Raw genomic sequence first — 24680 nt, forward strand, 5'->3', positions numbered from 1 at the left:
TTTTCGCGCCCGAGTGTGGGCGCATTCATCAACAAACGTCAAGGCCGCTATCAGGAAATTCGATGGGCGCGATGCGCACAAATGCACCGGGAGTAAACATTTTTACTCCACGCGGCCCGAATTGGTAATTTTCTGTTCTCAGGAAAAATCGAAGAACCGTTTGGCGTGCAGGAATTCCTGCCGTTTGACCTCGGCAGCCGCCGCGGCCTCCTCGTCGACGCCCCACTGCTCTTCCTGCCAGCGCTCGTCCAGCCGCGACAGAAGCCAGATGTCCTCGGCGCTGCGCCAGCCATGGGCGGCGGCAAAGCCCAGGATCAAAGAGCCGGAAATCCCTACCAAATCGTGGAACGCCGCCAACTGGAACGGGTTCATCTCCCGGACATTTTCCGCCAGCACCGCCAGCGCCGCGGCGTCCTGCGGCTGGTGCAGCACGCCGGTGCGGGGCTGCAGCCGCACGCCCAGCGTCTCTGCCGCCCAGTCCAGCGCCGGATCCCATTCCTGCGCCTGACGCGACGTCAGCTCAACCGGCGCATCAGCGCGGTAGCACAGCAGATCGCTGTCGCCGTATTCGGCCAGCATGGCGGCCACTTCTCTGTGCTGATGTGTCACCTTGTCAATCGCGGCGTTGGCGGACCGGGTGCAGGGCATCGCAGACGGGTCGACTGATTCGGCCTGCGCGTCCCACTCTGCGGCAATCGCCTCGGCCATCTCCCGCGTCGGCACCGCCAGCAGCGCCTTGGCCGGCGTCTTGACCCGGCGGCCGTCCAGTTCCACCGCAAACCCGTCACCGGTCTGCGCAACCGAGACCGCTTTCCAGAACCGTTTCTGCGCCCAGCCGCTCATCTCTTAGCCTTTCCAGATCTCTGCCAGCAGCGGGCGCAGCTCCGCGAAATCGCGGATCAGGTAATCGGCGCCCAATGTCTCTGCCTTGTGATAACCCCAGGGCACGGCGATGGTGGTGACCCCCGCTGCGCGCCCCATTTCAATGTCAAACCGCGTGTCGCCGATCATCACGGTGCTGCCGCGCTCCACCCCGGTCTCCGCCATCGCCGTCAGGATCATCGAGGGATGCGGTTTCGACGGATGGTGATCGGCCACCTGCCGGGTGACGAAACAGTTCAGCCCATGCGCAGCGATCAGCGCATCAACGCCGCGCTGGGATTTGCCGGTGGCGACCCCCAGCAGGTATTCCGGCACCTCGTTCAGCTCCGCCAGCATCTCCAGCGTGCCGGGATAGAGCGGCGAATGCGCGGCCCCCGCCGCCTCGCGCGCCAGCATGTAGGACGACTTGTAGCCCTCCACCAGCGCCTCGACGGTGGCGGCGTCCTGATCCGGTGCCAGCTCCGCCATCGCCAGCGGCAGCGACAGGCCGACAATCGACAGGATCTCCGCGCGCGGCGGCACCGCCAGGCCGACGCCCTCAAACGCCTCCGCCATGGCGCCGGTGATCGCGCCCTGGCTGTCCGCCAGGGTGCCATCGACATCAAACAGGATCAGCCGCAGCGGTGCGCTCACTTCAGGTCCTCAAACGGATCGTCGGCCGCCAGGTCCTCGCTCCAGCCGAAGGTCTCCCAGCTTTCCTTCATATGCTCCGGCAGCGGTGCCACCACCGAAACCGGCTTGCGCGTCACCGGGTGCTCAAACACCATCCGGCGCGCGTGCAGGTGCAGCTTCTTGGAGATCACCCCGCCGATCTGCGCGCCCCAGCCGTCGCCCATGTTTTCCTGGCCCGAGCCGCCGTATTTGCCGTCGCCGGCAATCGGATGGCCCATGCCCGACATATGCGCCCGCAGCTGGTGGGTGCGCCCGGTAATGGGCTCCATCGCCACCCAGGCGGCGCGGCTGGCGACGCGGTAGAGCGTGGCATACAGCGTATGCGCGCGCTTGGCACCGGGCGTGTCGTCGATGTCGCGCGGATGCACGTTGATCATCTTCTCGCCCTCGCCGGACTTGCCGTGGCCCGGCGCCTTCACCAGCCCGTTCTTGATCTCGCCCAGATAGGGCGTCGGCACGCCGGCCACCAGGGCCCAGTAAATCTTGCGGGTGTTCTTGTGGCGGAAGGCGGCAGTCAGCCCCTGCGCCGCCTTGCGGTTCCGCGCCAGCACCAGCACGCCCGAGGTGTCCTTGTCGATCCGGTGCACCAGCTTGGGCTTTTCCTCCAGCCCGAACTTCAGCGCCTCGGCCAAACCGTCCACATGCTTGGTGGTGCCGGAGCCGCCCTGCACCGCCAGCCCGGCGGGCTTGTTCAGCACGATCACGTCATCGTCGCGGTAGATGACGCAGGACTGGATCATTTTGGCATCCGCATCCGAGATTTTCATCGCGCGCGGCTCGGCCGGTTTCAGGTCGCTGTCCGCCAGCGGCGGCACCCGCACCACCTGCCCCGCCTCGACGCGGCTGCTGGCCTTCACCCGGGCGCCATCCAGCCGCAGCTCGCCCTTGCGGCACATCTTCTCGATGCGGCCCTGGTTCACATGCGGAAACAGCCGCCGCAGCCAGCGGTCGATGCGCTGGCCGCCATCGTCTTCGCTGACGGTAATCATCTGAACGCCGCTCATGCGAACACTCCTCTTGCGGCCATCAGGCCGAGAAACAAACCGCCGACCGACAGGCCCACGGACAAAACTACGTACAGCGCCGCCTGCCCGAAGGCGCCGCGCTCGATCAGGTTGGCGGTCTCCAGCGAGAACGCCGAAAAGGTGGTGAACCCGCCCAACAGCCCGGTCATCACCAAGGGGCTGAGGTGGGTCAGCCCGCGCATCGCGGCGGCGACCACAAACACCCCCATCAGGAAGGAGCCGATCACATTCACGGTGATCACCGCCACCGGGAAATCGTGATGCCCCAGCAGGCGGATCATCCCCAGCCCGGCCAGATAGCGGCACACCGCCCCGATTGCGCCGCCGACCGCGACCATGGAAACCGAAAAAATCATCCCCGTCCTGTCGCCGGCGCAGGCAGGGATGTCAAGTTTTGCCCGCGTTGCAAGGGCTGCAGAGCTGCCACGGCACCGCCCGCCCCTTCATCTTTCCCGAAATACTCCCGCCGGAGGCAGCGGATTTCCCGCAGGAAAGCCGCCCTATTTGTTCCGCTTCAGCCGGAGATTCGCGAAATAGTCATTCCGCCGTTTCAGCTCACGCTCAAACCCCCGCTCCACCGGCTGATACAGCACCGGGCGCTTCACCCCGTCGGGGAAGTAATTCTGGCCGGAGAACCCGTCCTCCGCATCGTGGTCATAGGCATAGCCCTCGCCGTAGCCCTGCTCCGCCATCAGCTTGGTCGGCGCGTTCAGGATATGCTTGGGCGGCGGCGCGCTGCCGGTCTGCTTGGCCAGCCGCCGGGCCGCCTTGATGCCGACGTAAACCGCGTTGGATTTCGGCGCCAGCGCCAGGTAGACCGCAGCATTGGCAAGCGCCAGCTCACCCTCCGGGCTGCCAAGCCGCTCATAGGTCTGCCAGGCATTGAGGCAGACGGTATTGGCCTGCGGGTCGGCCATGCCGATGTCCTCGGTCGACATCATCGTCAGCCGCCGGGCCAGAAAACGGGGATCCTCACCGCCCTCCAGCATCCGCGCCAGCCAGTAGAGCGCCGCATCCGGATCGGAGCCGCGGATGGACTTATGCAAGGCGGAGATCAGGTTGTAATGCTCGTCGCCGGACTTGTCGAACTTGGCCGCCCGGCGCATCAGCCGGTTTGACAGCGCCTCGCGCCCAAGCGGTGCCTCCACCTTCCACGCAGCGACCTGCTCGATGAGGTTCAGCAGCGCCCGGCCGTCGCCGTCCGCCATCTCATGCAGCGCATCGCGGGCATCCCCCGACAGCGGCAGCGCGCGGCCCAGCTCCTTCTCGGCACGCTGGGTCAGGCGTTCGAGATCCGCGAGCGACAGCCGCTCCAGCACCAGCACCTGGCTGCGGCTCAGCACAGCGGCATTCAGCTCGAACGAGGGGTTTTCCGTCGTCGCCCCCACCAGCAGGATGGTGCCATCCTCCATATGCGGAAGGAAGCCGTCCTGCTGGGCCTTGTTGAAACGGTGGATCTCATCCACGAACAGCAGCGTCCCCTGCCCGTTCTGGCGGCGGATCTTGGCGGCCTCGAACACCTTGCGCAGATCCGGCACCCCGGTGAAGATTGCCGAGATCTGCACGAAATGCAGGTCGGTCTCCTTGGCCAGCAGCCGCGCGATCGTGGTCTTGCCCACCCCCGGCGGCCCCCAGAAGATCAGCGACGACAGCGAGCCGGACGCCAGCATCACCCCCAAGGGCGCCTCCGGTCCCAGCACCTGGGCCTGGCCGATCACCTCGCCCAGGGACTGCGGCCGCAGCCGGTCGGCCAGCGGCCGGTTCGGCGCGGGCTGCTGCGCAGCGGCGTCCGCAGACGCGGGGCTGCCGAACAGATCCGCCATCAGAGCCGGAACCTCAGCGCCATGCGGCGGCCGTGCCGGTTCAGGTCCAGCTGGATCCAGCGGCCGCTGCCTGCAAGAATTGCATAAACGTCATCGGTGCTGGCCACTGCCTGGCCATTCACTGCCAGCAGCTGGTCGCCCGCCTGCACCCCGCCGCGCCCGGCATAGGGGCCGGGGTCGGTGACCACCACGCCCTCCGCCGACAGGGGCAGGCCGAGGCGGGCAATCACCTGCGGATTGATCCGCGCCACGGTCAGCCCGGGCAGCGCGGTCTTGTCATCCAGCTGCACCGGGTTGGCGGGCGGCTGGTCGGGCGCCACGATCATCGGCACCTCGATCTCCTCCCGTTCGCCGCCGCGCAGGCGGGTGATGACCGACATATCGCCAAGCCCTGCCACCGACATGCGGAACACCATTTCCGAGGGCGAATTCACCACCTCGCCGTCCACATGGGTGATCACGTCGCCCGGCCTGAACCCTGCCTTTGCAAATGGACTCTCGGCGTGCAGATCCGAGACCACCATGCCCTCCGGCAGGTCCATCCCGAGAGAGGCCGCCAGATCCGCGTCCACCGGCTGGCCCGCCATGCCCGCCCAGGGTCGCTGGAACTCTTCCGCGCCGCTGCGGGCCTGGGCGACGAATTCCTTCACCAGGTTGGCGGGAATCGCAAAGCCGATGCCGTTGGAGCCGCCGGAGCGCGACAGGATGCGGGTATTGATGCCAATGAGGTCGCCATTGACGTCGATCAGCGCGCCGCCGGAGTTGCCTGGGTTGATCGGCGCGTCGGTCTGGATGTAGTAGCCAAAACCGTCGCCCGCCCCCATGCCGGTGCGCGCCAGCCCCGAGATGATGCCGCTGCTGACGGTCTGGCCGACCCCGAACGGGTTGCCGATCGCCAGCGCCAGCTCACCCACCTGCACCTCGTCGCTGTTGCGCAGGTCCAGATGCGGCAAGCCTTCGGCCTCTTCCAGCTGCAGGATTGCCAGGTCGCTGGCCTTGTCGCCCAGGATCACCCGCGCATTGTATTCGCGCCGGTCCGCCGTCACCACGCGGATTTCCGTGGCGCTGCCGACGACGTGGTAGTTGGAGACCACGATGCCGTCCGCCGACAGGATCACGCCTGAGCCGAGCGAATTTTCCACCCGCGGCTGCGGCTCGGCAAAGCCGCGGAAGAAGTCATCGAAGAACGGATCGTTCATGAACGGCGAGCGGCGGCGCTGCTGCACCTGGCGCACCACCTTGGCGTAGATATTCACCACCGCCGGCGCCGCCTCCTTGACCAGCGGCGCAAACCCCAGCGCGATCTCCGCCTGGCTTTGCGGCACCCGGGTTTCAGCGGCGGCAGGCAGGGCAAGAATGATGGCAAGGGCAGTAAGCGCGGGACGGATCATGTGGACTCCAGCAGATGTTGCCCGAAGGATATGCGGAGTGCGCGCGCGGATTGCAAGGCGGGAGGCGGACCGGGCCGCAGCGGAGCGCGGGCGCGCTGCCCCGCAGGCCAGGGGAAGCAGGGGCGCTGCCCCTCTTGGCCGGACGGCCAATTCACCCCGGGATATTTCCGGCCAGGAGAAGCGGGCGGCCGCACAAGGCGCCGGCCCTTCCTCTTTCCCGAAATACTCCCCGCCGGAGGCACGCGCCGCACGGCGCGTTCTCTTGCGGCGGGCCTCAGGCTTCGGCCAGCTCCCGCTGCGCGGCCACCGCGCGGCGCTTGGCAACCGCTGCGGCCAGATGCTCCAGCTCCGCCACGGTGTCCTCCCAGCCCAGGCAGCCGTCGGTGATGGACTGGCCGTAGGTCAGCTCCCCCGTGCCCAGGTCCTGACGGCCCGCCACCAGGTGGCTTTCGACCATCACGCCGGTGATGCGGCTGTCGCCCGCGGCGATCTGGCCCGCCACATCGCGCAGCACGGCGGGCTGGCGCATCGGGTCCTTGCCGCTGTTGGCGTGGCTGGCGTCGATCATCACATGGCCGCGGATGCCGTCCTTTTCCGCCAGCTTGCAGGCCGCATCGACCGAAGCCGCGTCATAATTGGTGCCGCCGCCGCCGCGCAGGATCAAGTGGCCGTCGGGGTTGCCGCTGGTGGCCGCAATCGCCGCGCGGCCCGATTTCGCCAGCGCCATGAAATGATGCGGATGGGCGGCCGAGCGCACCGCGTCCACCGCGATCTGCACATTGCCGCGGGTGCCGTTCTTGAAGCCCACCGGGCAACTGAGGCCGGAGGCCATCTCGCGGTGGATCTGGCTTTCGGTGGTGCGGGCCCCGATGGCGGCCCAGGCGACCAGGTCGGAGATGTACTGCGGCACCGCAGTGTCCAGGAACTCGGTGCCGACCGGCAGCCCCAGGGCGTTGATGTCCAGGCACAGGCGGCGCGCCAGCCCCAGCCCCTCGTTGATGCGGAAGGAGCCGTCGAGGCCGGGATCGTTGATCAGCCCTTTCCAGCCGCTGATGGTGCGGGGTTTCTCGAAGTAGACCCGCATCACGATCTCCAGCTCGCCGGCGAGCCGGCCGCGCAGCGGCGCCAGGCGGCGGGCATAGTCCATCGCCGCCTTGGGATCATGCACCGAGCAGGGGCCGACGATGGCGATCACCCGGTCGCTGCGGCCGTGCAGCACATCCTGAATGGCGGTGCGGCTGGCCAGAACGGTGTCTGTTACCGCTGCCGCCGAGGGCAGCTGTGCTGCAAGATCCTCGGGCGAGATCAGTTCCTGCATACCGGTGATGCGGAGGTTTTCGGTTTGGGGCGTCATGGGTCTGCTTCCTTGGCGGGGGCCCTGGGCGCTGCGGCGGATACAAAAAAACCGCCTGCGGGCTGCGGGCGGTTGGTGGTATCCTGGTGCGTTCCGATCCTGGTGTTCAGAATGCGCTGACCCCTCCGTCCGCCATGTGGCGCGGATAAAAGAAATACCAGAATGCGGCGTAGGTGCGGGTCATGGGCCGGACGCTAGCGGAGATTCGCCCCCCTGTCACCCCGGAAAATGGCAGCAGGCCCTCCGCGCGGGAGGGCCTGCTTTACGGGCTGGGGCGGGTCAGAAATCCTGCCACAGATCGCGGGCGGCATTGCCCTCTGCCGCAGGCATCGCTGCGGCGGGCAGCGGGCTGGCCTCGATCTCCCAGTCATCGCCGCCGTGGGCAGAGGGCGCGGGCGCCGCCGGGGCGGCAGGCGCGGCGGCGCTGCCGTCGACCTGGAAGCGCGCCACCAGCTCGGCCAGCTTGATCGCATCGGTGTTCAGCATGTGGCCCGCGGCGGTGGCCTGTTCCACCATCGCCGCGTTCTGCTGGGTCACCTGGTCCAGCTGGGTGACGCCGGTGTTGATCTCAAGCAGGCCGGTGGATTGCTCCGCCGCGCCTTCGGCGATCTCCGACACCAGCTGCGAGATATGGCTGACCCGGCCGGCGATGGAGCGCAGCGCCTGGCCGGCGCGGCCGACCAGATCCACGCCCTCCGCCACCTGGCGCGAGCTGTCGCCGATCAGCGTCTTGATCTCCATCGCGGCATCCGAGGAGCGCTGCGCCAGGGCGCGCACTTCCGAGGCAACCACCGCAAAGCCGCGGCCCGCCTCGCCCGCGCGGGCGGCCTCCACGCCGGCGTTCAGCGCCAGCAGGTTGGTCTGGAAGGCGATGTCGTCGATCACCGAGATGATCTGCGAGATCTTGTTGGAGCTGTCCTCGATGCCGCTCATCGCGGTCACCGCATCCTGCACCACCTCGCCGCTGCTTTCGGCCTCCTGTCGGGCCTCCCGCACCGTGGTCTCGACGTTGCGCGCGCCTTCCGCGGCCGAGCGCACGCTGGCGGTCAGCTCGTCGATGGCGGCGGCAGTCTCCTCCAGCGTCGCGGCCTGGCTTTCGGTGCGGTGCGACAGGTCGTCGGAGGCCTGGCTGATCTCGGCGGCACCATTGCGGATGCTGGCCGAGGCGCCGATCACCTCCTGCACGGTGGCGGTGAGGTTGTCGATGGAACCGTTGAAGTCTGCCCGCAGCTGCTCGTATTCCTCCGGGAAGGGCTCTTCGATGCGGATGGTCAGGTCGCCGTGCGACAGCCGCGACAGGCGCTCGCTCAGCTCCTGCACCACGCCGGCCAGCTCCGCGTCCTTGCTTTGCGCCTTCTGCTGTTCGGCTTCCTGCATCCGCACCAGCTCGTCGCGGAACTTCTCCAGCGCGCGGGCCATGTCGCCGATTTCGTCGCCCCGGTGCTGGCCGTGGATCTCGACGGCGTTGTCGCCCTCTGCCAGACCGCGCATCGACACCACGATGCGGCGGATGCCGGAGGCGATGCCGGAGCTGGTGACCAGCGCCATCACCGCGCCGATCAAGATCGCCGCGCCGATTGCGGCGGGGATCAAGATCCGGGTGTGCTCCGCGATGCGGTCGCTGGCGGCGCGGCGGGCGGCCATGGTTTCGGTGCCGCGGGCCTGCAGCGAAGCCAGGGTTTCGCGGAATCGGTCGAAATACGCCTTGCCCTGCCCCTCGGCCACCCGGTCGGCCATGTCATCCATGGTGGCGGCGCTGCCGATCAACCGGCGCAGCTGCAGCATCGGCACCACCACGTCATTGCGCCAGTTGCCGATGATCTCGGCCACCGTGTTCAGGCGGTTGGTCTGCATCAGCTTGTCGCTGAAAGCCAAACGCAAGTCCGCCAGGATCTCGTTAAAGCGCTCGTTGCCCTCCATGTAGGGGTCCAGAAACGCCCGGTCGCCCGCCAGCAGGAAGCCGCGCACGCCGGTTTCCATGTCGACGGCGGCGGCCAGCAGGTCCTTGGCGGTGCTGATCACCTCATGGGCCTTCTCCACTTCCTCCAGCGAGGCGCCCAGATAATCCGGATCGGCAATCCCGGCATTGACCAGCGAGGAGAAGATGTTGCGGCGGTTGGCAAGCTCCACCTCCTCGTCCTCGATGATCTTGCCGACCTCGGCGCGGAACTCGTCAAACAGGATCCGGCCCTTGGACTTCTTCACCGCATCGGCCATGTCGTTCATGCTCATGGCGTCGCCGATTTCGCGGCGCAGCTCGATGGCGCCGGCGGCCACATTCTCCTGCCAGCCGGTCAGGATCTCCTCTGCCTCCTGCAAATCCGCCAGCATTTCGGGATCATCCGACGCCAAACCCTTCAGCGCCGTCAGCGCCTCTGCCAGGTCGGCCTGGCCTGCCTCATAGGGCGCCAGAAACTCTTCCCGCCCCGCCAGCAGGTAGCCGCGCAGCCCGGACTCCATGTCCAGCGCAGCCACCGCCAGCGATTGCGACTCGCTCAGGATCCGGCCGGTGTGATCGACTGCCTTGGAGGTCTTCTCCATGCGGCCCAGGTCCAGAACAGCCATCACACCGACGCCAAGCACCAGCAGCAGCGGAAACAGGGCCACCGAAACGATTTTCGTCTTCGTACTGAGGTTTGCCAGGGAAAACCGCCTGGCTGCGGGAGGGTTCTTCTTTTTCATCACGACCGATCCGGAACTAAAGGGATACGGCAGTGAAATCAGAATAAAATTACGATTCTCTTTCGCACAAAAAATGAATCCAAAACATCCGCAGATTGTCGTCGCGTCACGAAAAACCCCCGCTCCGGGGGAGCGGGGGCCAGACAGTCAAACCCGAAAGGGTCAGCGCGTCTTATTCGTCAGCGTCGGCGGCCGCTTCTTCTGCTGCCAGGCGGGCCTTGTCGGCGGCGCCTTTGGCGGAAACGTCGCGGTCGACGAACTCGATGATCGCCATCGGAGCCATGTCGCCATAGCGGAAGCCGGCCTTCAGGACACGGACATAGCCGCCCTGACGGTCCTTGTAGCGCGGGCCCAGAACCTCGAACAGTTTCGCGACGTCCTTGTCCTCTTTCAGCTTGGAAGCTGCCTGACGGCGGGCGTGCAGATCGCCGCGCTTCGCCAGAGTGATCAGTTTTTCAACGATCGGGCGCAGTTCTTTTGCTTTGGGCAGGGTGGTCTTGATCTGCTCGTGCTCGATCAGCGAGCCGGCCATGTTGGAGAACAGGGCCTTGCGGTGCTCATGAGTACGGTTCAGGCGGCGGTAACCACGTGCGTGACGCATTTTTCAGTTCCTTATCTTGCGTTTTACTTTGTCAGGCGGCTGATGCGTGTCAGCTGCTCTCCTTGGGGCAGGTGCCCGATTGTCCCCGGCCAAACCCGGGAATGTATCGGGGAGGACCTTGGCCCTCCCCTCAAAGACATGCCTTAGAAGCTGTCTTCGAATTTTTTCGCCAGATCTTCGATGTTGTCCGGCGGCCAGTCCTCGACGTCCATGCCAAGGTGCAGGCCCATGCCCGACAGCACTTCCTTGATCTCGTTCAGCGACTTGCGGCCGAAGTTCGGGGTGCGCAGCATCTCCGCTTCGGTCTTCTGGATCAGGTCGCCGATATAGACGATGTTGTCGTTCTTCAGGCAGTTTGCCGAACGCACCGACAGTTCCAGCTCGTCCACTTTCTTCAGCAGAAGCGGGTTGAACTCCAGACCATCGTCCTCGTCCTGGCGGCCGGCCGATTCCGGCTCGTCGAAGTTGACGAAGATGCCCAGCTGGTCCTGCAGGATGCGGGCGGCAAAGGCCACGGCGTCATCGGGGGTGATGGAGCCGTCGGTTTCCACCTTCATGGTCAGCTTGTCATAGTCCAGCACCTGGCCCTCACGGGTCGGCTGAACGTCATAGGAGACCTTCTTGACCGGCGAGTAGATCGCGTCGATCGGGATCAGGCCGATCGGTGCGTCTTCCGGCTTGTTCTTGTCTGCCGAGACATAGCCCTTGCCGGTGTTCACGGTCAGTTCCATGAACAGGTCGGCGCCGTCGTCCAGGTGGCAGATCACGTGATCGCGGTTCAGAACCTCGATGCCGGCGGTCTCGGCAATGTCGCCTGCGGTGACGACGGCCGGGCCCTTGGCATTGATCGACAGGCGCTTGGGGCCTTCGACTTCCATGCGCAGGGAGACCTGCTTGAGGTTAAGGATGATATCGGTGACGTCTTCACGCACACCTGCGACGCTGGAAAACTCGTGCAGCACGTTGTCGATCTGCACGCTGGTGATGGCGGCGCCTTGCAGCGAGCTCATCAGCACGCGGCGCAGCGCGTTGCCCAGGGTCAGGCCGAAACCGCGTTCCAGCGGCTCTGCGACAACGGTTGCCTGGCGTGCAGGATCGTTGCCCGGCTTCACTTCCAGCTGTGCCGGCTTGATCAGCTCTGCCCAGTTCTTGTGGATCATGCGTTCCCTCCATTCCTGTCCTTGCCCCATGTCCGGAAGGCCAAGGACGCCCGAGGTTTAAATGACGCACTGGGGCCCTGCGAATCAAGCGGGGCCCCAGCAAAAAATGCGGATTAGACGCGGCGGCGCTTCGGCGGGCGGCAGCCGTTGTGCGCGATCGGGGTCACATCACGGATCGAGGTGATGTTGAAGCCGACAGCGGCCAGTGCGCGCAGCGCAGATTCACGGCCCGAACCGGGGCCCTGAACTTCGACTTCCAGAGTCTTCACACCGTGTTCCTGTGCCTTCTTGCCTGCATCTTCTGCAGCCATCTGAGCGGCATAGGGGGTCGATTTCCGCGAGCCTTTGAAGCCCATGGTGCCGGCCGACGACCAGGAGATCGCGTTGCCCTGCACGTCGGAGATCAGGATTTTGGTGTTGTTGAACGAAGAGTTCACGTGAGCAACGCCGGTGGCGATGTTCTTGCGCTCTTTACGCTTAATGCGGGATTTATCGCGTGCCATTGATCAAGCCTCCCTTACTTCTTCTTGCCGGCGATCGGCTTCGCCGGGCCCTTGCGGGTGCGGGCGTTGGTATGGGTACGCTGACCGCGGACCGGCAGGTTGCGGCGGTGGCGCAGGCCACGGTAGCAGCCGAGGTCCATCAGGCGCTTGATGTTCATCTGCACTTCACGGCGCAGGTCGCCTTCGACGGTGTAGTTGGCGTCGATGTGCTCGCGCACGGCCAGAACTTCAGCGTCGGACAGTTCGTTCACCCGGCGGGTCGGGTCGATGCCAACGGCGTCGCAGATTGCTTTCGCCGAGGTGTTGCCGATACCGGTGATATAGGTGAGGGCGATGGGAACCCGCTTTGCAGTCGGGATGTTAACGCCGGCAATACGTGCCACGTGTCACTTTCCTTTTCGTTGCGGTTCCGTAACGCCGGAACCTTTTTTCACAACACTTGACCGTGGCAGTGTGGCCAGAGGGTCCAGCATTTCGAGGTGATATAGCAGACAGACGAATCCATCCGCCGGGAATCATTCCCAGAAGGGATGGGCTTGCCTATGTGGAATTGCTGCGGGGGTCAACCCGTGATCTGCGAAAACCCCGGGGCACGCCGGCCCCTGCCCCGTCAGCTGCTGCAAGCGAAGAACCGAAGCGGCTCCGGCTCGCCCATCCAGATGGATACCGTGCCGGGTTCCTCCGGGTCCATGACAATCGTGAACAGCTGCGGAAAATACTGCGGGCCGGGCAGTTCGCACCGGCCCGCGTGGTCGGTTGCGCTGTAGGCGCGCTGACCGAACCGGATGGGCGGCTGGAAGCTGCAGAAGTATTCCATCGAGTTAAAGCCGTTGCTGTCCAGGATCAATCCGCCCTCTGCGGCGTAATCCAGCATCCCGTCTTCGCTCATCAGCACCCGGTCGCAGGCAGCGGCGTCATCAAGATAAAGCTGCTGAGCGGACAGCGGACCGGCCGGGGCAGCAGCTGCCAGCACGGCCAGAACTTTTGGGAATTGAGCGGTCATGGGAGCCCCTGGAAATGAAAGTGCCCCGCGCTTATGCAGCACGGGGCACTTCAATCCGGTAAACGGGGGAGCTTACTCACCCATGATCCAGGCCATGTTCTTGCGCACCTCCTCGATCGAGGCGAGGCCGTCGATGCGCTGCAGATTGCCCTTGGCGTAGTAGTAGCCGATCAGCGGCGAGGTTTTCTTGTAGTATTCCATCAGGCGGGTCTTGAGGCTGTCCTCATTGTCGTCCGCCCGGCGCTTGACCTCGGTGGAGCCGCAGTTGGCGCATTTGCCGTCCGCGGGCCAGGGTTTGGTCTGGTCGTGGTAGACCTCGCCGCAGCCGCCGCAGGTGGAGCGGCCGGTGATGCGGGCGACCAGCGCCTCGTCATCCACCTGCATCTCGATCACCGCGTCAAGCTTCAGGTCCATCTCATCGAGCAGCTTGGCCAGTGCGTCGGCCTGGGCCAGGGTGCGCGGGAAGCCGTCGAAGATAAAGCCGCCCTCGGCGCCGCCCTGCAGCTTCTCGCGGATCAGGCCGATCACGATCTGGTCGGTGACCAGCTTGCCCTCGGCCATGATGGCGGCAACCTTCTTGCCCATCTCGGTGCCCGAGGTCTGGGCCTCCCGCAGCATGTCACCGGTGCTGAGCTGCACCATGCCGCGGCTTTCCACAAGGTAGCGCGCCTGCGTACCTTTGCCCGCCCCAGGCGGGCCAAGGAGTATAATGTTCGTCATCGGCGAGAGGGTCCCCGTTTTGTCCGTTTCTTGTTGCGCCCGCGCAGCTGGCTCTTCTCGATAAGGCCCTCATACTGATGCGCGAGGAGGTGGCTTTGCACCTGCTGGATTGTGTCCATGGTGACGGATACCACAATCAGAACGGACGTGCCGCCAAAATATACCGGGATGGCGAATTGGCCGCGGAGGACCTCCGGCAGCAGGCAGACCAGCGCCAGATAGGCCGAGCCCAGAACCAGGATCCGGTTGACCACATATTCGATGTATTCTGCGGTCTTCTTGCCGGGGCGGATGCCGGGGACAAAGCCGTTCTGGTTCTTCAGGTTATTCGCCACGTCGTCCGGTTTGAAGGAGACGTTGAAGGTGTAGAAATAGGCAAAGAACACGATCATCGCGACGAAGAACAACAGGTACAGCGGCTGGCCGGGGCCGAAGTTCGCCAGCAGCCAGGACATCACCGGGCCGGTGGCCGCGCCCGAGGAGAACGCCGAGATGGTGGTCGGCAGCAGCAGCAGCGAGGAGGCGAAGATCGCCGGGATCACGCCCGCCGGGTTCACCTTCACCGGCAGATGCGACGAGCCGCCGTCATAGACCTTCATGCCGACCTGGCGGCGCGGATACTGGATGTGGATCTTGCGCAGCGCGCGTTCCATGAACACCACGAACATGATCACAGCGACAACCATCAGGATCACACCGATGATCACCGCCGGGCTGATCGCGCCGGAACGGCCGGAAGCAAAGAACTGGGCAATCGCTGCCGGAACCTCGGCGATGATGCCGACGAAGATGATCAGAGAGATGCCGTTGCCGATGCCGCGCTGGGTGATCTGCTCGCCCAGCCACATCAGGAACATGGTGCCGCCGACCAGGGTGATCATGCAGGCCATGCGGAAATACATGCCCGGATCGGTCGCCAGGTCGCCCTGCTCCAGCGACACAGCAAGGCCGTAGGCCTGCGCGGTCGCCAGCAGCACAGTGCCGTAGCGGGTGTACTGGTTGATCTTCTTGCGGCCCTGCTCGCCCTCTTTCTTGAGCTGCTCAAGCGAGGGCACCATCGAGGTCAGAAGCTGAACGATAATGGAGGCGGAGATGTAGGGCATGATGCCAAGGGCAAAAATCCCCATCCGGCCAAGCGCGCCGCCGGTGAACATCGACACCATGCCGCCGATGCCCTGGCCTGCCTGCTCCATGAACTGGCGCAGGGCGGCTGCGTCGATGCCGGGAACCGGAATGAAGGTGCCCAGGCGGTAGACAATCAAAAGGCCGATGGTGAACAGGATGCGGTTGCGCAGATCCGTGGCCTTGCCAAGGGCAGCCCAGCTGGTGTTCGCCGCCATTTGTTCTGCTGCTGATACCATGAAAAGGTCTCTTCTTTAGCGAAACGCCGCCCGGAACCGTTTTCCGGCTCGGGCGGCGTTCTAGGAAAACTTAGGCCTATGTATGCGGCATTGGCGCCGCTCACAAGCCGTTACTCTGCGGCGGCTGCAGTTGCCACAGTCAGAGCGCCGCCAGCTTTTTCAACGGCCTCAACAGCGGCTTTCGACGCGCCGGTGACCGCGATGGTGGCTTTGGCGGTCAGTTCGCCTTTGGCCAGAACGCGGATGCCGTCCAGTTTGCGGCGCACCAGGCCGGATGCGACCAGCGAATCCTCGGTGATTTCGGCTGCGTCCAGCTTGCCTGCGTCGATGAACTTCTGGATCAAGCCCAGGTTCACAACGGCGTATGCCTTGCGGTTCGGCTTGTTGAAGCCGCGCTTGGGCAGACGCTGGTACAGCGGCATCTGGCCGCCTTCGTAGCCATTGATCGAGACGCCCGAACGGGATTTCTGACCCTTGATACCACGGCCGCCCATTTTGCCTTTGCCGGAACCCGGGCCACGGGCCACACGGGTGCGTTTCTTGGCAGCGCCGGGATTGTCGCGCAGTTCGTGAAGTTTCATGTCGCTTCTCCTTGCCGGATGCGGGCCCCGAAGCGTGATGGCCCGACCGCGGCTTTTCTTGATTGGTGATTCCGTGGCGCAGAACGCCACCGGGTGCCTATAGACGGGATGGGGGATGGGATCAAGCCCCGCGGGCCAGGCCATGTTCAACAGAACACGGGGACGCCCGCCAAGGCCCCTGCCCTGCCGGTTGCTCACTGTTCCGTCTGTCTCTCTGTGTCCGTTCCGCTGCTGGCCGTCCGTTAAAGGGTGGCGGCGCCGCCGGGGTGGAGATGGGATGGGGTTGCCCCCATGCGAAAACGCGTCTGCGCGCTCCGGGTGCCAGACCGGAGCCCTGTTCCAAGGTGCCGGGGGTGTCAGGCCCGGCGGGTGATCATGACCGGGGATGATACTGCCACAGACGGGTTAAAGCGCCGTAGGCGGTGCGTGCGGCGGTTGCGCAACGGCGGCTTCAGGGACTGAAGCCGCGAAGGGCCGCGGCCTTCTCTGTGCAGAAAACAAAAACGCCCCCGCCGGTATGGCAGGGGCGCTTTTGGGCCAGGCGGTGGAGAGGGAGGAGGATCCGCCGCCGGCCGTGGAGATCACTTGCCGTAGACGTGCTCGCGGGCGGCGCCGGGGATGGCGCAGCGGCTCAGGCCGATGTCGGCCAGGTCGCGGGCGGACAGAGCGCGCAGGGCGTGGACGGTCTGCCGGTATTCGCGGCGCAGCTTCCAGTTCTGCAGCAGGCCGGTTGCGATGCCGCGCAGGCGGGTGGAGAGGCCGGCGGAGGCAGGGGCGGAGAGTGTCGAATAAGCCATTATTCTTGTTCCTTCACATCGGTGCCGGGACGGGCTCCCGGTGCGGTGCTTGATCTGTTCGTTTGAAGTGAACGGGACATAAGGACGCATCCGCGCGGGCACAACGGCTGCTTTGGTCTGGCGGATATGCAGCCGCCGCATAGCAGGCCCGAAAAAGCGGTCCTGCCCGCTTGGCAAAAGAAAACGCCCCCGCCCCGGACGGGGCAGAGGCGCTTTGGCCCGGGCTAAAAGAGGAGGAGAAGAGCGCCCGGGCGGGAGAATTATTTGCCGTAAACGTGCTGCTGCGCGATGTCAGCGATATCGCTGCGGCGCACGCCGATGTCGGCCAGCTCGTGATCGGTCAGCGAGTCCAGTTCATTATAGGTGCGCTGGTATTCGCGGTGCAGCGCCCAGGCTTCCAGCACGCCCTCGACGGTGCGGCGGATGCGGGCGGTCAGGCTGAGCGGCGCGGCGGCAGAAATAACATGTGCCATCTTGGTGTTCCTTGTCTCTTGGGCCGGGCCTATTCCCGGCGGTCCGTTGTCTGGTCTTTTCTGTGACAGCCCAGAGATAGGAAGCGCCGTTGGCGATAACAATTGCCAGATGGGACTGCCCGCTATGCAGGCATTGCAAGGGGGCCTTGGGCGCGGATTACCGCCCTGCCCCGGCCAATCCATTGCAGACGCAGGGGGCGTCCGGACCGCGGGCCGGTCCGCCAAGAAGGCTAGGCGCCTCTTACGTCAGGGGCGCTGAGGGGGTCACCCGTCCCCCGAAGGGCGCAAGACGGTCCTGAGCAGCGACAAGGCGCCCCACAGCAGGAAAACCGGCAACACAAGCATCCGGAGCGTGAAGATGCCGATGATGGTCAAGGAGGAGCGCAGGATCGTGTCGGCTTCCTCCACAAAGACCTGCGCGGCGTCGAGATACCGGCCGCTCTGCTCAAAAACACCGCTCACGCTGTCGCCGGCCTCGCTGATCCGGCTGCTCAGCCACCCCAATACCCCTGCATCGCCCTCCACTGCCGGCGACACGGCCTCCGCCTCATCCGCCTCAGCGCCGATCAGGAAATTCGCCTCCTGCGCGACGGCATCAAGCTCAGCCATGGCAGCGGTCATCTGCGCTGCGGTGGCCTGCTCCCCGACCCACACAGCCAGCACGAACACAGAGGGGATGGCAAAGCCGACCGCAATGCCCAGGGCGATCCCCTTATCGCAGAGCGGTTTCATTGTCCTGGAAAGAACGGGACTGCGGCCGAGGGAGACCCGGCCCAGCAGCGCGGCGCCGAGCACAACGAGGCCAACCGACACCACCGGCGCGAGACCCACGGCGGCCAGCGCGGCACCAGCCGCGACGAGGAACACGGCATCGGCCACGCGTTCCACCGTGTCATCAACGGGCTCCAGCACCTTCAGCGGCTGCAGACTCGCCTGCCCGACAACCGACGCGCCCACCTCGATCTCCTGCGCCGTGGACAGCGCGGCGTTGATTGCCCGCAACGACACATAGACCGTCACCGCTGACGCCGCGATGGTCTCCGCCGTCTGCTCCGGGACGGTGGCAAGCGGGTTCCAATCGCTGCGCCCGGACAGGCCAAGAGCGCCGGTCAGCAGAAACAGCAGGCCCGCCACCACCCCAATGGCGGTGCGGGCGGGTGTCATCGGGGCATCGCGGGAGGGGTCGGTCATTGCTGGTTCGTTGCCTTTGCCAGATCGCATCCGCAAACGCATACCATGCAAAGGCCGCGGCACAACACGCCCGCGTTGCCTCGGACCGGACAAACCCGGCCTGCCGCGGCACCCTGAAAACGAAAAACGCCCCCGGCGAACCGGAGGCGTTTTCCAAAGTCTGATACCGAAAAGGGCTTAGCCGCGCTCTTCGATGATCTGAACCAGGTGCGGGATCGATTCGACCATGCCGCGGACCGAAGGAGTGTCCTCCAGCTCACGGGTCTTGTGCATCTTGTTCAGGCCCAGGCCAACCAGGGTTGCGCGCTGTTTGGCGGGGCGGCGGATCGGCGAGCCGATCTGCTTGACGACGATGGTTTTTGCCATGTCTCTCTACTCCTTACGCTTCAGCTTCGGCGGCTGCCGGTGCATCTTCCCGCTTGGACAGGATGTCAGCAACTTTTTTGCCGCGGCGCTGAGCCACCGCACGCGGGCTCTGCTCTTTCTGCAGGCCGTTCAGGGTGGCGCGGATCATGTTGTAGGGGTTCTGCGAACCGATCGACTTGGAAACCACGTCCTTGATGCCCAGCATCTCGAACACGGCACGCATCGGACCACCTGCGATGATACCGGTACCTTCCGGCGCGGTGCGCATCACAACTTTGCCTGCGCCGTGACGGCCAGCCATGTCGTGGTGCAGGGTACGGCCCTCTTTCAGCGGCACGCGGATCATCTGGCGCTTCGCCTGCTCGGTCGCCTTGCGGATCGCCTCGGGCACTTCTTTCGCCTTGCCCTTGCCAAAGCCGACGCGGCCTTTCTGGTCGCCAACGACAACCAGGGCTGCAAAGCCAAAGCGCTTACCGCCCTTGACGGTTTTCGACACGCGGTTGATCGCGACCAGGCGATCTGCGAATTCCGGTGTCTCTTCACGCTCGCGGCGCGGGCCGCGGCGGTTTTCACGTTCTGCCATCAGGCATTCCTTTCAGTGCGGCGCTAGGCGCCGGTTTATCCGATCCTTGGTGAGATCCGGCCCAAGGGCCGGTCTCCCGGATCATCGGGGCGGCCCCAAGAGGCCGCCCGCATGGGATTTAGATCTTCAGGCCGCCTTCACGCGCAGCGTCGGCCAGAGCCTTCACCTTGCCGTGGAACAGGAAGCCGCCGCGGTCGAAGTAGGCTTCGCTCACGCCAGCCGCTTTTGCGCGCTCGGCGATTGCTGCGCCAACTTTGGCCGCTGCTTCGACGTTGTTCTTGCCGACAACGCCCAGATCTTTTTCCAGGGTCGACGCGGCTGCCAGAGTCACGCCGCGCAGGTCGTCGATCAGCTGAACAGAGATGTTCTTGTTCGAACGGTGCACGGACAGACGCGGACGGCCTGCGTTCACTTTGCGAAGCTTGTTCCGGACGCGCAGCCGGCGCTTCAGAAACAGGGTACGTTTGCTGTTTGCCATTTTGCTGGTCCTTACTTCTTCTTGCCTTCCTTGCGGAAGATGAACTCGCCCTTGTAGCGGATGCCCTTGCCTTTGTACGGCTCGGGACGGCGCCAGTCGCGGATTTTCGCCGCCACTTCGCCCACCTGCTGCTGGTCGATACCTTCCACAACGATTTCGGTCTGCTTCGGCGCGGTGATGGTGACACCTTCCGGAGCAACGAAGTCGACGTCGTGGCTGTAGCCCAGGTTCAGCTTCAGGGTGTTGCCCTGCATCTGAGCCCGGTAACCCACACCCTGGATCTCCAGTTCTTTCTTGAAGCCCTGGGTCACGCCGGTCACGAGGTTTGCCACCTGAGTGCGGGACATGCCCCACTGCTGACGGGCACGCTTGGACTTGCCGCGCGGCTCGATGGTGACAACGTTGTCGTTCACGGACAGGGTGACGTCGTCGGTTGCGGTGAAGGTCCGGGCGCCTTTCGGGCCTTTCACTTCGATGGTCTGGCCGGACACAGAGGCGGTGACGCCGCTGGGCAGTTCGACCGGTTTCTTACCAATACGGGACATTGCGAGGCCTCCTTAGAAGACGGTGCAAAGCACTTCGCCGCCAACGTTGGCTGCGCGTGCGTTTGCGTCCGACATCACACCCTTGGGGGTGGAGACAATCGACACGCCCAGGCCCTGGCGGACCGACGGGATGTCATTGACGCCCATGTAAACGCGGCGGCCGGGCTTGGAGACCCGCTTGAGCTCGCGAATGACAGGTTCGCCGTCGAAGTACTTCAGGCTGATTTCGATGGCCGGGTGGCCATTTTCACCAGTGGTTTTCTCATAACCGCGGATGTAGCCCTCGTCCGCCAGCACATCCAGCACCCATGCCCGCAGCTTGGACGCCGGGGTCATGACGGTGGATTTGCCGCGCATCTGAGAGTTACGGATACGGGTGAGCATATCGCCGATAGGATCGTTCATATCACTCTCTCCCTTACCAGCTCGATTTCACCAGACCGGGGATCTGGCCGTTGGAGCCCAGTTCCCGCAGCATGATACGGCTTACCTTCAGCTTACGGTAGTAAGCGTGGGGACGGCCGGTCAGCTGGCAACGGTTGTGCAAACGGGTCGGAGCCGAGTTGCGCGGCAGTTTCGCCAGTTTCAGACGCGCCTTGAAGCGCTCTTCCATCGGGCGGGATTCGTCGTTTGCGATTTCTTTCAGCTCGGCACGCTTTGCGGCGTATTGTGCCACCAGGCGCTCGCGCTTCTTTTCGCGTTCGATCATGCTTTTCTTAGCCATGGTCTCTTCCTTCCCGCGCTTAGCTGTTGAAGGGCATGTTGAAAGCTTTCAACAGCGCCTTTGCTTCCGCGTCGGTTTTCGCGGTGGTGGCGATCACGATGTCCATGCCCCAGGCTTCGTCGATCTTGTCGAAGTCGATCTCCGGGAACACGATGTGCTCTTTCAGGCCCATGGCATAGTTGCCGCGGCCGTCAAACGAGGTGCCCGAAACGCCGCGGAAGTCGCGGATACGAGGCATCGCAATGGTGATCAGACGATCCAGGAATTCGTACATCCGGTCGCCGCGCAGGGTCACCTTGGCGCCCATCGGCATGCCTTCGCGAACGCGGAAGCCGGCGATGGAGTTCTTGGCCACGGTGGTGACAGCCTTCTGGCCCGCGATTGCGGTCAGGTCGGCCTGAGCGGATTTGGCTTTCTTGCTGTCTTTGACAGCAGCGCGGCCGCAGCCGATGTTCAGAACGATTTTCTCCAGCTTGGGGAGCATCATGTCGTTCTTGTAGCCGAATTCCTCTTTCAGAGCGCCACGGATGGTCTCTTTGTAGAGGGCTTTCAGACGCGGGGTGTAGGTTGCAGCGTCAAGCATCAGACAGTCTCCCCGGTGGTCTTGGCGAAGCGCACCTTCTTGCCGTCTTCCTCGCGGAAGCCGACGCGGGTTGCTTTGCCGTTGCTGTCCAGCAGTGCCAGGTTCGACAGGTCGATCGGCAGTGCCTTGGACAGGCGGCCGCCCTGGCTGTTCTGGGTCTGGCGGGTGTGGCGGATCGCCATGTTCACGCCTTCGACGATGGCTTTGCCTGCTTTCGGGTCAACGGAGGCAATGGTGCCTTCCTTGCCCTTGTCGCGGCCTGCCAGCACGACGACCTTGTCGCCTTTACGGAGTTTCGCAGCCATGATTACAGCACCTCCGGAGCCAGCGAGATGATCTTCATGAAGTTCTTCGCGCGCAGTTCACGAACAACCGGGCCAAAGATACGGGTACCGACCGGCTCGTTGTTGTTGTTCAGGATAACGGCTGCGTTCCGGTCAAAACGGATCGCGGTGCCGTCTTCGCGGCGGACTTCTTTGGCGGTGCGCACGACAACGGCCTTACGGACGTCGCCTTTTTTCACGCGGCCGCGCGGGATGGCTTCCTTGACCGAGACGACGATAATGTCGCCAACGGATGCGTATTTACGCTTGGAGCCACCCAGAACCTTGATGCACTGAACTCGGCGTGCGCCTGAGTTGTCAGCTACATCCAGATTTGTTTGCATCTGGATCATGTGGTTTCTCCCGACCTTTGGGGCAGCGATGCGTGCTGTGATCCCCCAGGGTTTCGACTTTGCTGTTCAGCCCAGTCGCCAGGAGTCTCGGATGAGACTCTTAGGCTTCCAGAACTTCCCAGCGTTTCGTTTTCGATTTCGGCGCGCATTCGATGATGCGGACAGTATCGCCGACCTTGAAAGCGTTCTTTTCATCGTGAGCCCGGTATTTCTTGGACTTACGGATGGTTTTCTTCAGAACCGGGTGCGTGAAGCGGCGTTCAACCGAGACGGTGACGGTCTGGGCGTTTGCGTCGCTGGTCACAACGCCTTGCAGGATACGTTTGGGCATTGTGTCGCTCCTTATTCGGCTGCTGCTGCAGCTTTTTCGTTCAGGATGGTCTTCACTTTGGCAGCATTGCGGCGGGCCGCTTTGATGCCGGCAGTGTTTTCCAGCTGACCGGCTGCCTGCTGAAAGCGCAGGTTGAAGCTCTCTTTTTTCAGGGATGCGAGCATATCGCGGAGTTCATCCACGGTCTTCTCGCGCAGATCATTGGCGTTCATCGCCTTTGTTCCTTGTCCAAAGCACCAGAAGGCCCCGATGGGTCACCTTTAAACCTGGTGGGTTATGTCAAACCGCGCAGGAAGGCGCGGAAAAAAGAATCACCCGACCCGGATCCGAAGCGGATTGGGGACAGGCGATGGGTCCCTATAATGGAGACGGGCTGCGGGGGCAAGGGAAAGATTGGCCGCCGTGCCGGGCGCGGGCCGCGGGCAGGCTGCCCCTTCTGGCGGCTGCGGCCCTGGCTGGTCAGCCTGCCTTCACCGGGCTGTCGTCCGGCACGAACCAGTCGTCATAGCCGGACGCCCCGGCGGCCACGTTCCTGTAGCCGTTCTGCTCCAGCAGCGCCCGGATCGCTGCCCTCTGCTCGGTGTAATTATGCTCCACCGTGATGGCGTTGAACCGGTGCTTGCTGAAATCGAATGCCTGCAGAATGTCCAGCTCGCTGCCCTCGGTATCGACCGACAGGAAATCAATCTCCCGCGGGGCGCCGTGCCGGGCGAGCATGTCCAGCAGCGAAACGGTCTTGACGGTATAGCTTACCGCCTTGCGCCGGCTTCTGGAGTGCAGGTCGGCTTCGCTGAAGTCCGAGATCGTCGACAGCTCGGCCGCGCCAGTCTCCTTGAACTCCAGCTCGGCCCCGGTTTCCTTCCAGACGCAATCGTACTCCACCTCGCAGGACCGGTTCCGGCGCAGATCCTCGTGCCAGCACTTCGCGGGCTCAGCCACGATGCCGGTCCAGCCGAACTCCTTTTCCAGCACATAGGTGTTGCTGATGGATTTGCCGTTGGTGGCCCCGAACTCGACGAAATACCCGCCCCGCTTAAAGCCATTGGCGACCAGGGCAAAAACATCCTGGCTGGCCTGGGACTGCCAGCCGCCGCTGGTGCCGTTGAGATTGGCCAGCAGGAAATCCCGGAACGCTTCGCCCTCAGCGGCCTTGCGGCGGCATTCCTCCAGCTCATTCTGCTGGGCCTTGTACTTGGACGCACTGCTCACGTGGAGGCCGATGGCATGAAGCGCGCTTCGGATCTTGGGGTGCATTTCGGGTTCCAGTCGGTTTGGGTCAGACAAGCGCCCTTGGCGGGCACGGCGCGTTCAGGTCAGGCGGCCTGTGCCGCGCCGGCGCCCCAGCGCAGCGGAGCGGTCCGCGGGCTCACTCCCACTTGTAATTGAAGCTCACAGAAATCCGCTCTTCCTCTGCCATGTTCAAAGGCACCTCGTGGCGGATGAAGCTTTCCCAAAGCAGCACGTCGCCAACGGCGGGGGCCTGATAGACAAAGGTCTTCAGCTCCTGGCGGCAATCCTTCAGGCGCGGCGGGTGCGCCATCATCATCGCGTGGCGCGGATCCTCCAGCTTCAGCGCGCTGGCGCCGTCCGGCATCGACACATAGGTGGTTCCGGAAATCACCGAATGCGGATGAATGTGGCTGGCATGGGTGCCGCCTTCCGGCAGGATGTTGATCCACAGATCCTCCAGCACCAGCGCACGCCCGTCCAGGTCCAGCTCCAGATCCTCGGCAAAGGCCGCGACGTGCTGGTCCAGCGACTTCACCAGATCGGCGAAGATCGGGAACCGCCAGGGCAGATCCGTCAGCGAGGCATAGGAGGTATAGCCGGGATAGCCGTTCTCCTCGCACCAGTCCTGCCCGGCATCATCATCGCCGGCGATGACAAGGCAGGAGTTTTCCAGTTCCTGCGCGTCAACCGATGGTCCGAATTCGGACAGCTGCGCGCGGTAAAGGCGGGTCACAAAGAGCGATTCAATCTGGGCCATGGCTGCGTCTTACCGCAACCCGCAGCCAAGCGCGAGAGCCTGGCGCGCGGCAGCCGCCGGTTTTAACCCGGCCCGCAAACCCGCCAGCATGTTGAAATAGTGAAAGTTACCCTGCGGAAGCTCACGCTGATTTAACGAATGAAGTCCATTTTGGACCAAAAACGCCTCTGCAAGAGGTCTCAGTGAAA

At 64.2% G+C, this 24680-nt stretch carries 32 protein-coding genes; all 32 read right to left on the minus strand.

The window, feature by feature from the left end:
* Positions 1 to 138 precede the first annotated feature (138 nt).
* The 32 genes from DAEP_RS0112470 to DAEP_RS0112625 all read right to left on the minus strand — a co-directional run bounded on the left by DAEP_RS0112470 (position 139) and on the right by DAEP_RS0112625 (position 24492).
* The gene (locus DAEP_RS0112470; RefSeq protein WP_027244894.1) at positions 139 to 843 is read right to left on the minus strand and encodes an ATP12 family chaperone protein; all 705 of its coding nucleotides are present in this window, start codon (positions 841 to 843) and stop codon (positions 139 to 141) included.
* 3 nt (positions 844 to 846) lie between these two features.
* A complete protein-coding gene (locus tag DAEP_RS0112475; RefSeq protein WP_027244895.1) occupies positions 847 to 1515 on the minus strand; it encodes an HAD family hydrolase in 669 nt (222 codons plus the stop codon).
* Positions 1512 to 2558, minus strand: coding sequence for an RluA family pseudouridine synthase (locus DAEP_RS0112480; protein WP_008556469.1), 1047 nt, complete (start codon positions 2556 to 2558; stop codon positions 1512 to 1514). Before DAEP_RS0112480 ends, DAEP_RS0112475 begins: the two co-directional genes overlap by 4 nt.
* The gene (gene crcB, locus DAEP_RS0112485) at positions 2555 to 2935 is read right to left on the minus strand and encodes a fluoride efflux transporter CrcB (RefSeq protein WP_008555259.1); all 381 of its coding nucleotides are present in this window, start codon (positions 2933 to 2935) and stop codon (positions 2555 to 2557) included. Before crcB ends, DAEP_RS0112480 begins: the two co-directional genes overlap by 4 nt.
* 144 nt (positions 2936 to 3079) lie before the next feature.
* Positions 3080 to 4402 (minus strand): replication-associated recombination protein A, encoded by a 1323-nt coding sequence (locus DAEP_RS0112490; protein ID WP_027244896.1) that lies wholly within the window; start codon positions 4400 to 4402, stop codon positions 3080 to 3082.
* Entirely contained in the window at positions 4402 to 5793 is a 1392-nt protein-coding gene (locus DAEP_RS0112495; protein ID WP_027244897.1) for a trypsin-like peptidase domain-containing protein, read from the minus strand. Before DAEP_RS0112495 ends, DAEP_RS0112490 begins: the two co-directional genes overlap by 1 nt.
* 274 nt (positions 5794 to 6067) lie before the next feature.
* Positions 6068 to 7147, minus strand: coding sequence for a 3-deoxy-7-phosphoheptulonate synthase (locus DAEP_RS0112500; RefSeq protein WP_027244898.1), 1080 nt, complete (start codon positions 7145 to 7147; stop codon positions 6068 to 6070).
* Positions 7148 to 7426: 279 nt separating this feature from the next.
* Positions 7427 to 9829, minus strand: coding sequence for a CHASE3 domain-containing protein (locus tag DAEP_RS0112505; protein WP_036760645.1), 2403 nt, complete (start codon positions 9827 to 9829; stop codon positions 7427 to 7429).
* A 172-nt stretch (positions 9830 to 10001) separates the two neighbouring features.
* Positions 10002 to 10430: a 50S ribosomal protein L17 gene (rplQ, locus tag DAEP_RS0112510; RefSeq protein WP_027244900.1), complete on the minus strand. Its 429-nt coding sequence runs from the start codon at positions 10428 to 10430 to the stop codon at positions 10002 to 10004.
* Between the two features lie 143 nt (positions 10431 to 10573).
* Positions 10574 to 11590 carry a DNA-directed RNA polymerase subunit alpha gene (locus DAEP_RS0112515; protein ID WP_008553505.1) on the minus strand — a complete coding sequence of 339 codons (1017 nt, stop codon included), beginning with the start codon at positions 11588 to 11590 and terminating at the stop codon, positions 10574 to 10576.
* Between the two features lie 113 nt (positions 11591 to 11703).
* Entirely contained in the window at positions 11704 to 12093 is a 390-nt protein-coding gene (gene rpsK / locus DAEP_RS0112520) for a 30S ribosomal protein S11 (RefSeq protein WP_008553560.1), read from the minus strand.
* 14 nt (positions 12094 to 12107) lie between these two features.
* Positions 12108 to 12476, minus strand: a complete 369-nt coding sequence (rpsM, locus tag DAEP_RS0112525) for a 30S ribosomal protein S13 (RefSeq protein WP_008557298.1) — start codon at positions 12474 to 12476, stop codon at positions 12108 to 12110.
* Between the two features lie 227 nt (positions 12477 to 12703).
* A complete protein-coding gene (locus DAEP_RS0112530; protein WP_027244901.1) occupies positions 12704 to 13096 on the minus strand; it encodes a hypothetical protein in 393 nt (130 codons plus the stop codon).
* A gap of 72 nt (positions 13097 to 13168) precedes the next feature.
* Positions 13169 to 13816 carry an adenylate kinase gene (locus tag DAEP_RS0112535; RefSeq protein ID WP_027244902.1) on the minus strand — a complete coding sequence of 216 codons (648 nt, stop codon included), beginning with the start codon at positions 13814 to 13816 and terminating at the stop codon, positions 13169 to 13171.
* Complete coding sequence (gene secY, locus DAEP_RS0112540; RefSeq protein WP_008553959.1) at positions 13813 to 15177, minus strand: preprotein translocase subunit SecY; 1365 nt, start codon at positions 15175 to 15177, stop codon at positions 13813 to 13815. Before secY ends, DAEP_RS0112535 begins: the two co-directional genes overlap by 4 nt.
* A 110-nt stretch (positions 15178 to 15287) precedes the next feature.
* The gene (gene rplO / locus DAEP_RS0112545; RefSeq protein WP_008554905.1) at positions 15288 to 15758 is read right to left on the minus strand and encodes a 50S ribosomal protein L15; all 471 of its coding nucleotides are present in this window, start codon (positions 15756 to 15758) and stop codon (positions 15288 to 15290) included.
* Positions 15759 to 16339: 581 nt separating this feature from the next.
* Complete coding sequence (locus DAEP_RS0112550) at positions 16340 to 16555, minus strand: DUF1127 domain-containing protein (protein ID WP_027244903.1); 216 nt, start codon at positions 16553 to 16555, stop codon at positions 16340 to 16342.
* A 260-nt stretch (positions 16556 to 16815) separates the two neighbouring features.
* Positions 16816 to 17028: a DUF1127 domain-containing protein gene (locus tag DAEP_RS0112555; RefSeq protein ID WP_008553228.1), complete on the minus strand. Its 213-nt coding sequence runs from the start codon at positions 17026 to 17028 to the stop codon at positions 16816 to 16818.
* Positions 17029 to 17292: 264 nt separating this feature from the next.
* Positions 17293 to 18219, minus strand: a complete 927-nt coding sequence (locus tag DAEP_RS0112560; RefSeq protein ID WP_027244904.1) for a hypothetical protein — start codon at positions 18217 to 18219, stop codon at positions 17293 to 17295.
* A 177-nt stretch (positions 18220 to 18396) separates the two neighbouring features.
* A complete protein-coding gene (rpmD, locus tag DAEP_RS0112565; protein ID WP_008554849.1) occupies positions 18397 to 18585 on the minus strand; it encodes a 50S ribosomal protein L30 in 189 nt (62 codons plus the stop codon).
* A gap of 13 nt (positions 18586 to 18598) precedes the next feature.
* The gene (rpsE, locus tag DAEP_RS0112570; protein WP_008556972.1) at positions 18599 to 19168 is read right to left on the minus strand and encodes a 30S ribosomal protein S5; all 570 of its coding nucleotides are present in this window, start codon (positions 19166 to 19168) and stop codon (positions 18599 to 18601) included.
* Between the two features lie 118 nt (positions 19169 to 19286).
* Positions 19287 to 19646, minus strand: a complete 360-nt coding sequence (gene rplR, locus DAEP_RS0112575; RefSeq protein WP_008554704.1) for a 50S ribosomal protein L18 — start codon at positions 19644 to 19646, stop codon at positions 19287 to 19289.
* Between the two features lie 11 nt (positions 19647 to 19657).
* Positions 19658 to 20191, minus strand: coding sequence for a 50S ribosomal protein L6 (gene rplF / locus DAEP_RS0112580; RefSeq protein WP_008556724.1), 534 nt, complete (start codon positions 20189 to 20191; stop codon positions 19658 to 19660).
* A 12-nt stretch (positions 20192 to 20203) separates the two neighbouring features.
* Positions 20204 to 20596 carry a 30S ribosomal protein S8 gene (rpsH, locus tag DAEP_RS0112585; RefSeq protein ID WP_008554600.1) on the minus strand — a complete coding sequence of 131 codons (393 nt, stop codon included), beginning with the start codon at positions 20594 to 20596 and terminating at the stop codon, positions 20204 to 20206.
* A gap of 13 nt (positions 20597 to 20609) precedes the next feature.
* A complete protein-coding gene (gene rpsN, locus DAEP_RS0112590; RefSeq protein WP_008555500.1) occupies positions 20610 to 20915 on the minus strand; it encodes a 30S ribosomal protein S14 in 306 nt (101 codons plus the stop codon).
* Positions 20916 to 20934: 19 nt separating this feature from the next.
* A complete protein-coding gene (gene rplE / locus DAEP_RS0112595; RefSeq protein ID WP_008556610.1) occupies positions 20935 to 21498 on the minus strand; it encodes a 50S ribosomal protein L5 in 564 nt (187 codons plus the stop codon).
* Positions 21498 to 21803: a 50S ribosomal protein L24 gene (gene rplX, locus DAEP_RS0112600; protein WP_008556125.1), complete on the minus strand. Its 306-nt coding sequence runs from the start codon at positions 21801 to 21803 to the stop codon at positions 21498 to 21500. Before rplX ends, rplE begins: the two co-directional genes overlap by 1 nt.
* A gap of 2 nt (positions 21804 to 21805) precedes the next feature.
* Positions 21806 to 22174, minus strand: a complete 369-nt coding sequence (gene rplN / locus DAEP_RS0112605) for a 50S ribosomal protein L14 (protein ID WP_005621870.1) — start codon at positions 22172 to 22174, stop codon at positions 21806 to 21808.
* 100 nt (positions 22175 to 22274) lie between these two features.
* Positions 22275 to 22505 carry a 30S ribosomal protein S17 gene (gene rpsQ, locus DAEP_RS0112610; protein WP_008555996.1) on the minus strand — a complete coding sequence of 77 codons (231 nt, stop codon included), beginning with the start codon at positions 22503 to 22505 and terminating at the stop codon, positions 22275 to 22277.
* Positions 22506 to 22516: 11 nt separating this feature from the next.
* Entirely contained in the window at positions 22517 to 22717 is a 201-nt protein-coding gene (rpmC, locus tag DAEP_RS0112615; RefSeq protein ID WP_027244906.1) for a 50S ribosomal protein L29, read from the minus strand.
* A gap of 247 nt (positions 22718 to 22964) precedes the next feature.
* Positions 22965 to 23759, minus strand: coding sequence for an FkbM family methyltransferase (locus DAEP_RS22700; protein WP_036760650.1), 795 nt, complete (start codon positions 23757 to 23759; stop codon positions 22965 to 22967).
* Positions 23760 to 23871: 112 nt separating this feature from the next.
* Positions 23872 to 24492, minus strand: coding sequence for a TIGR02466 family protein (locus DAEP_RS0112625; RefSeq protein ID WP_008554902.1), 621 nt, complete (start codon positions 24490 to 24492; stop codon positions 23872 to 23874).
* Positions 24493 to 24680: the final 188 nt, after the last annotated feature.

Source organism: Leisingera daeponensis DSM 23529 (assembly GCF_000473145.1).
GTDB classification, from domain to species: domain Bacteria; phylum Pseudomonadota; class Alphaproteobacteria; order Rhodobacterales; family Rhodobacteraceae; genus Leisingera; species Leisingera daeponensis.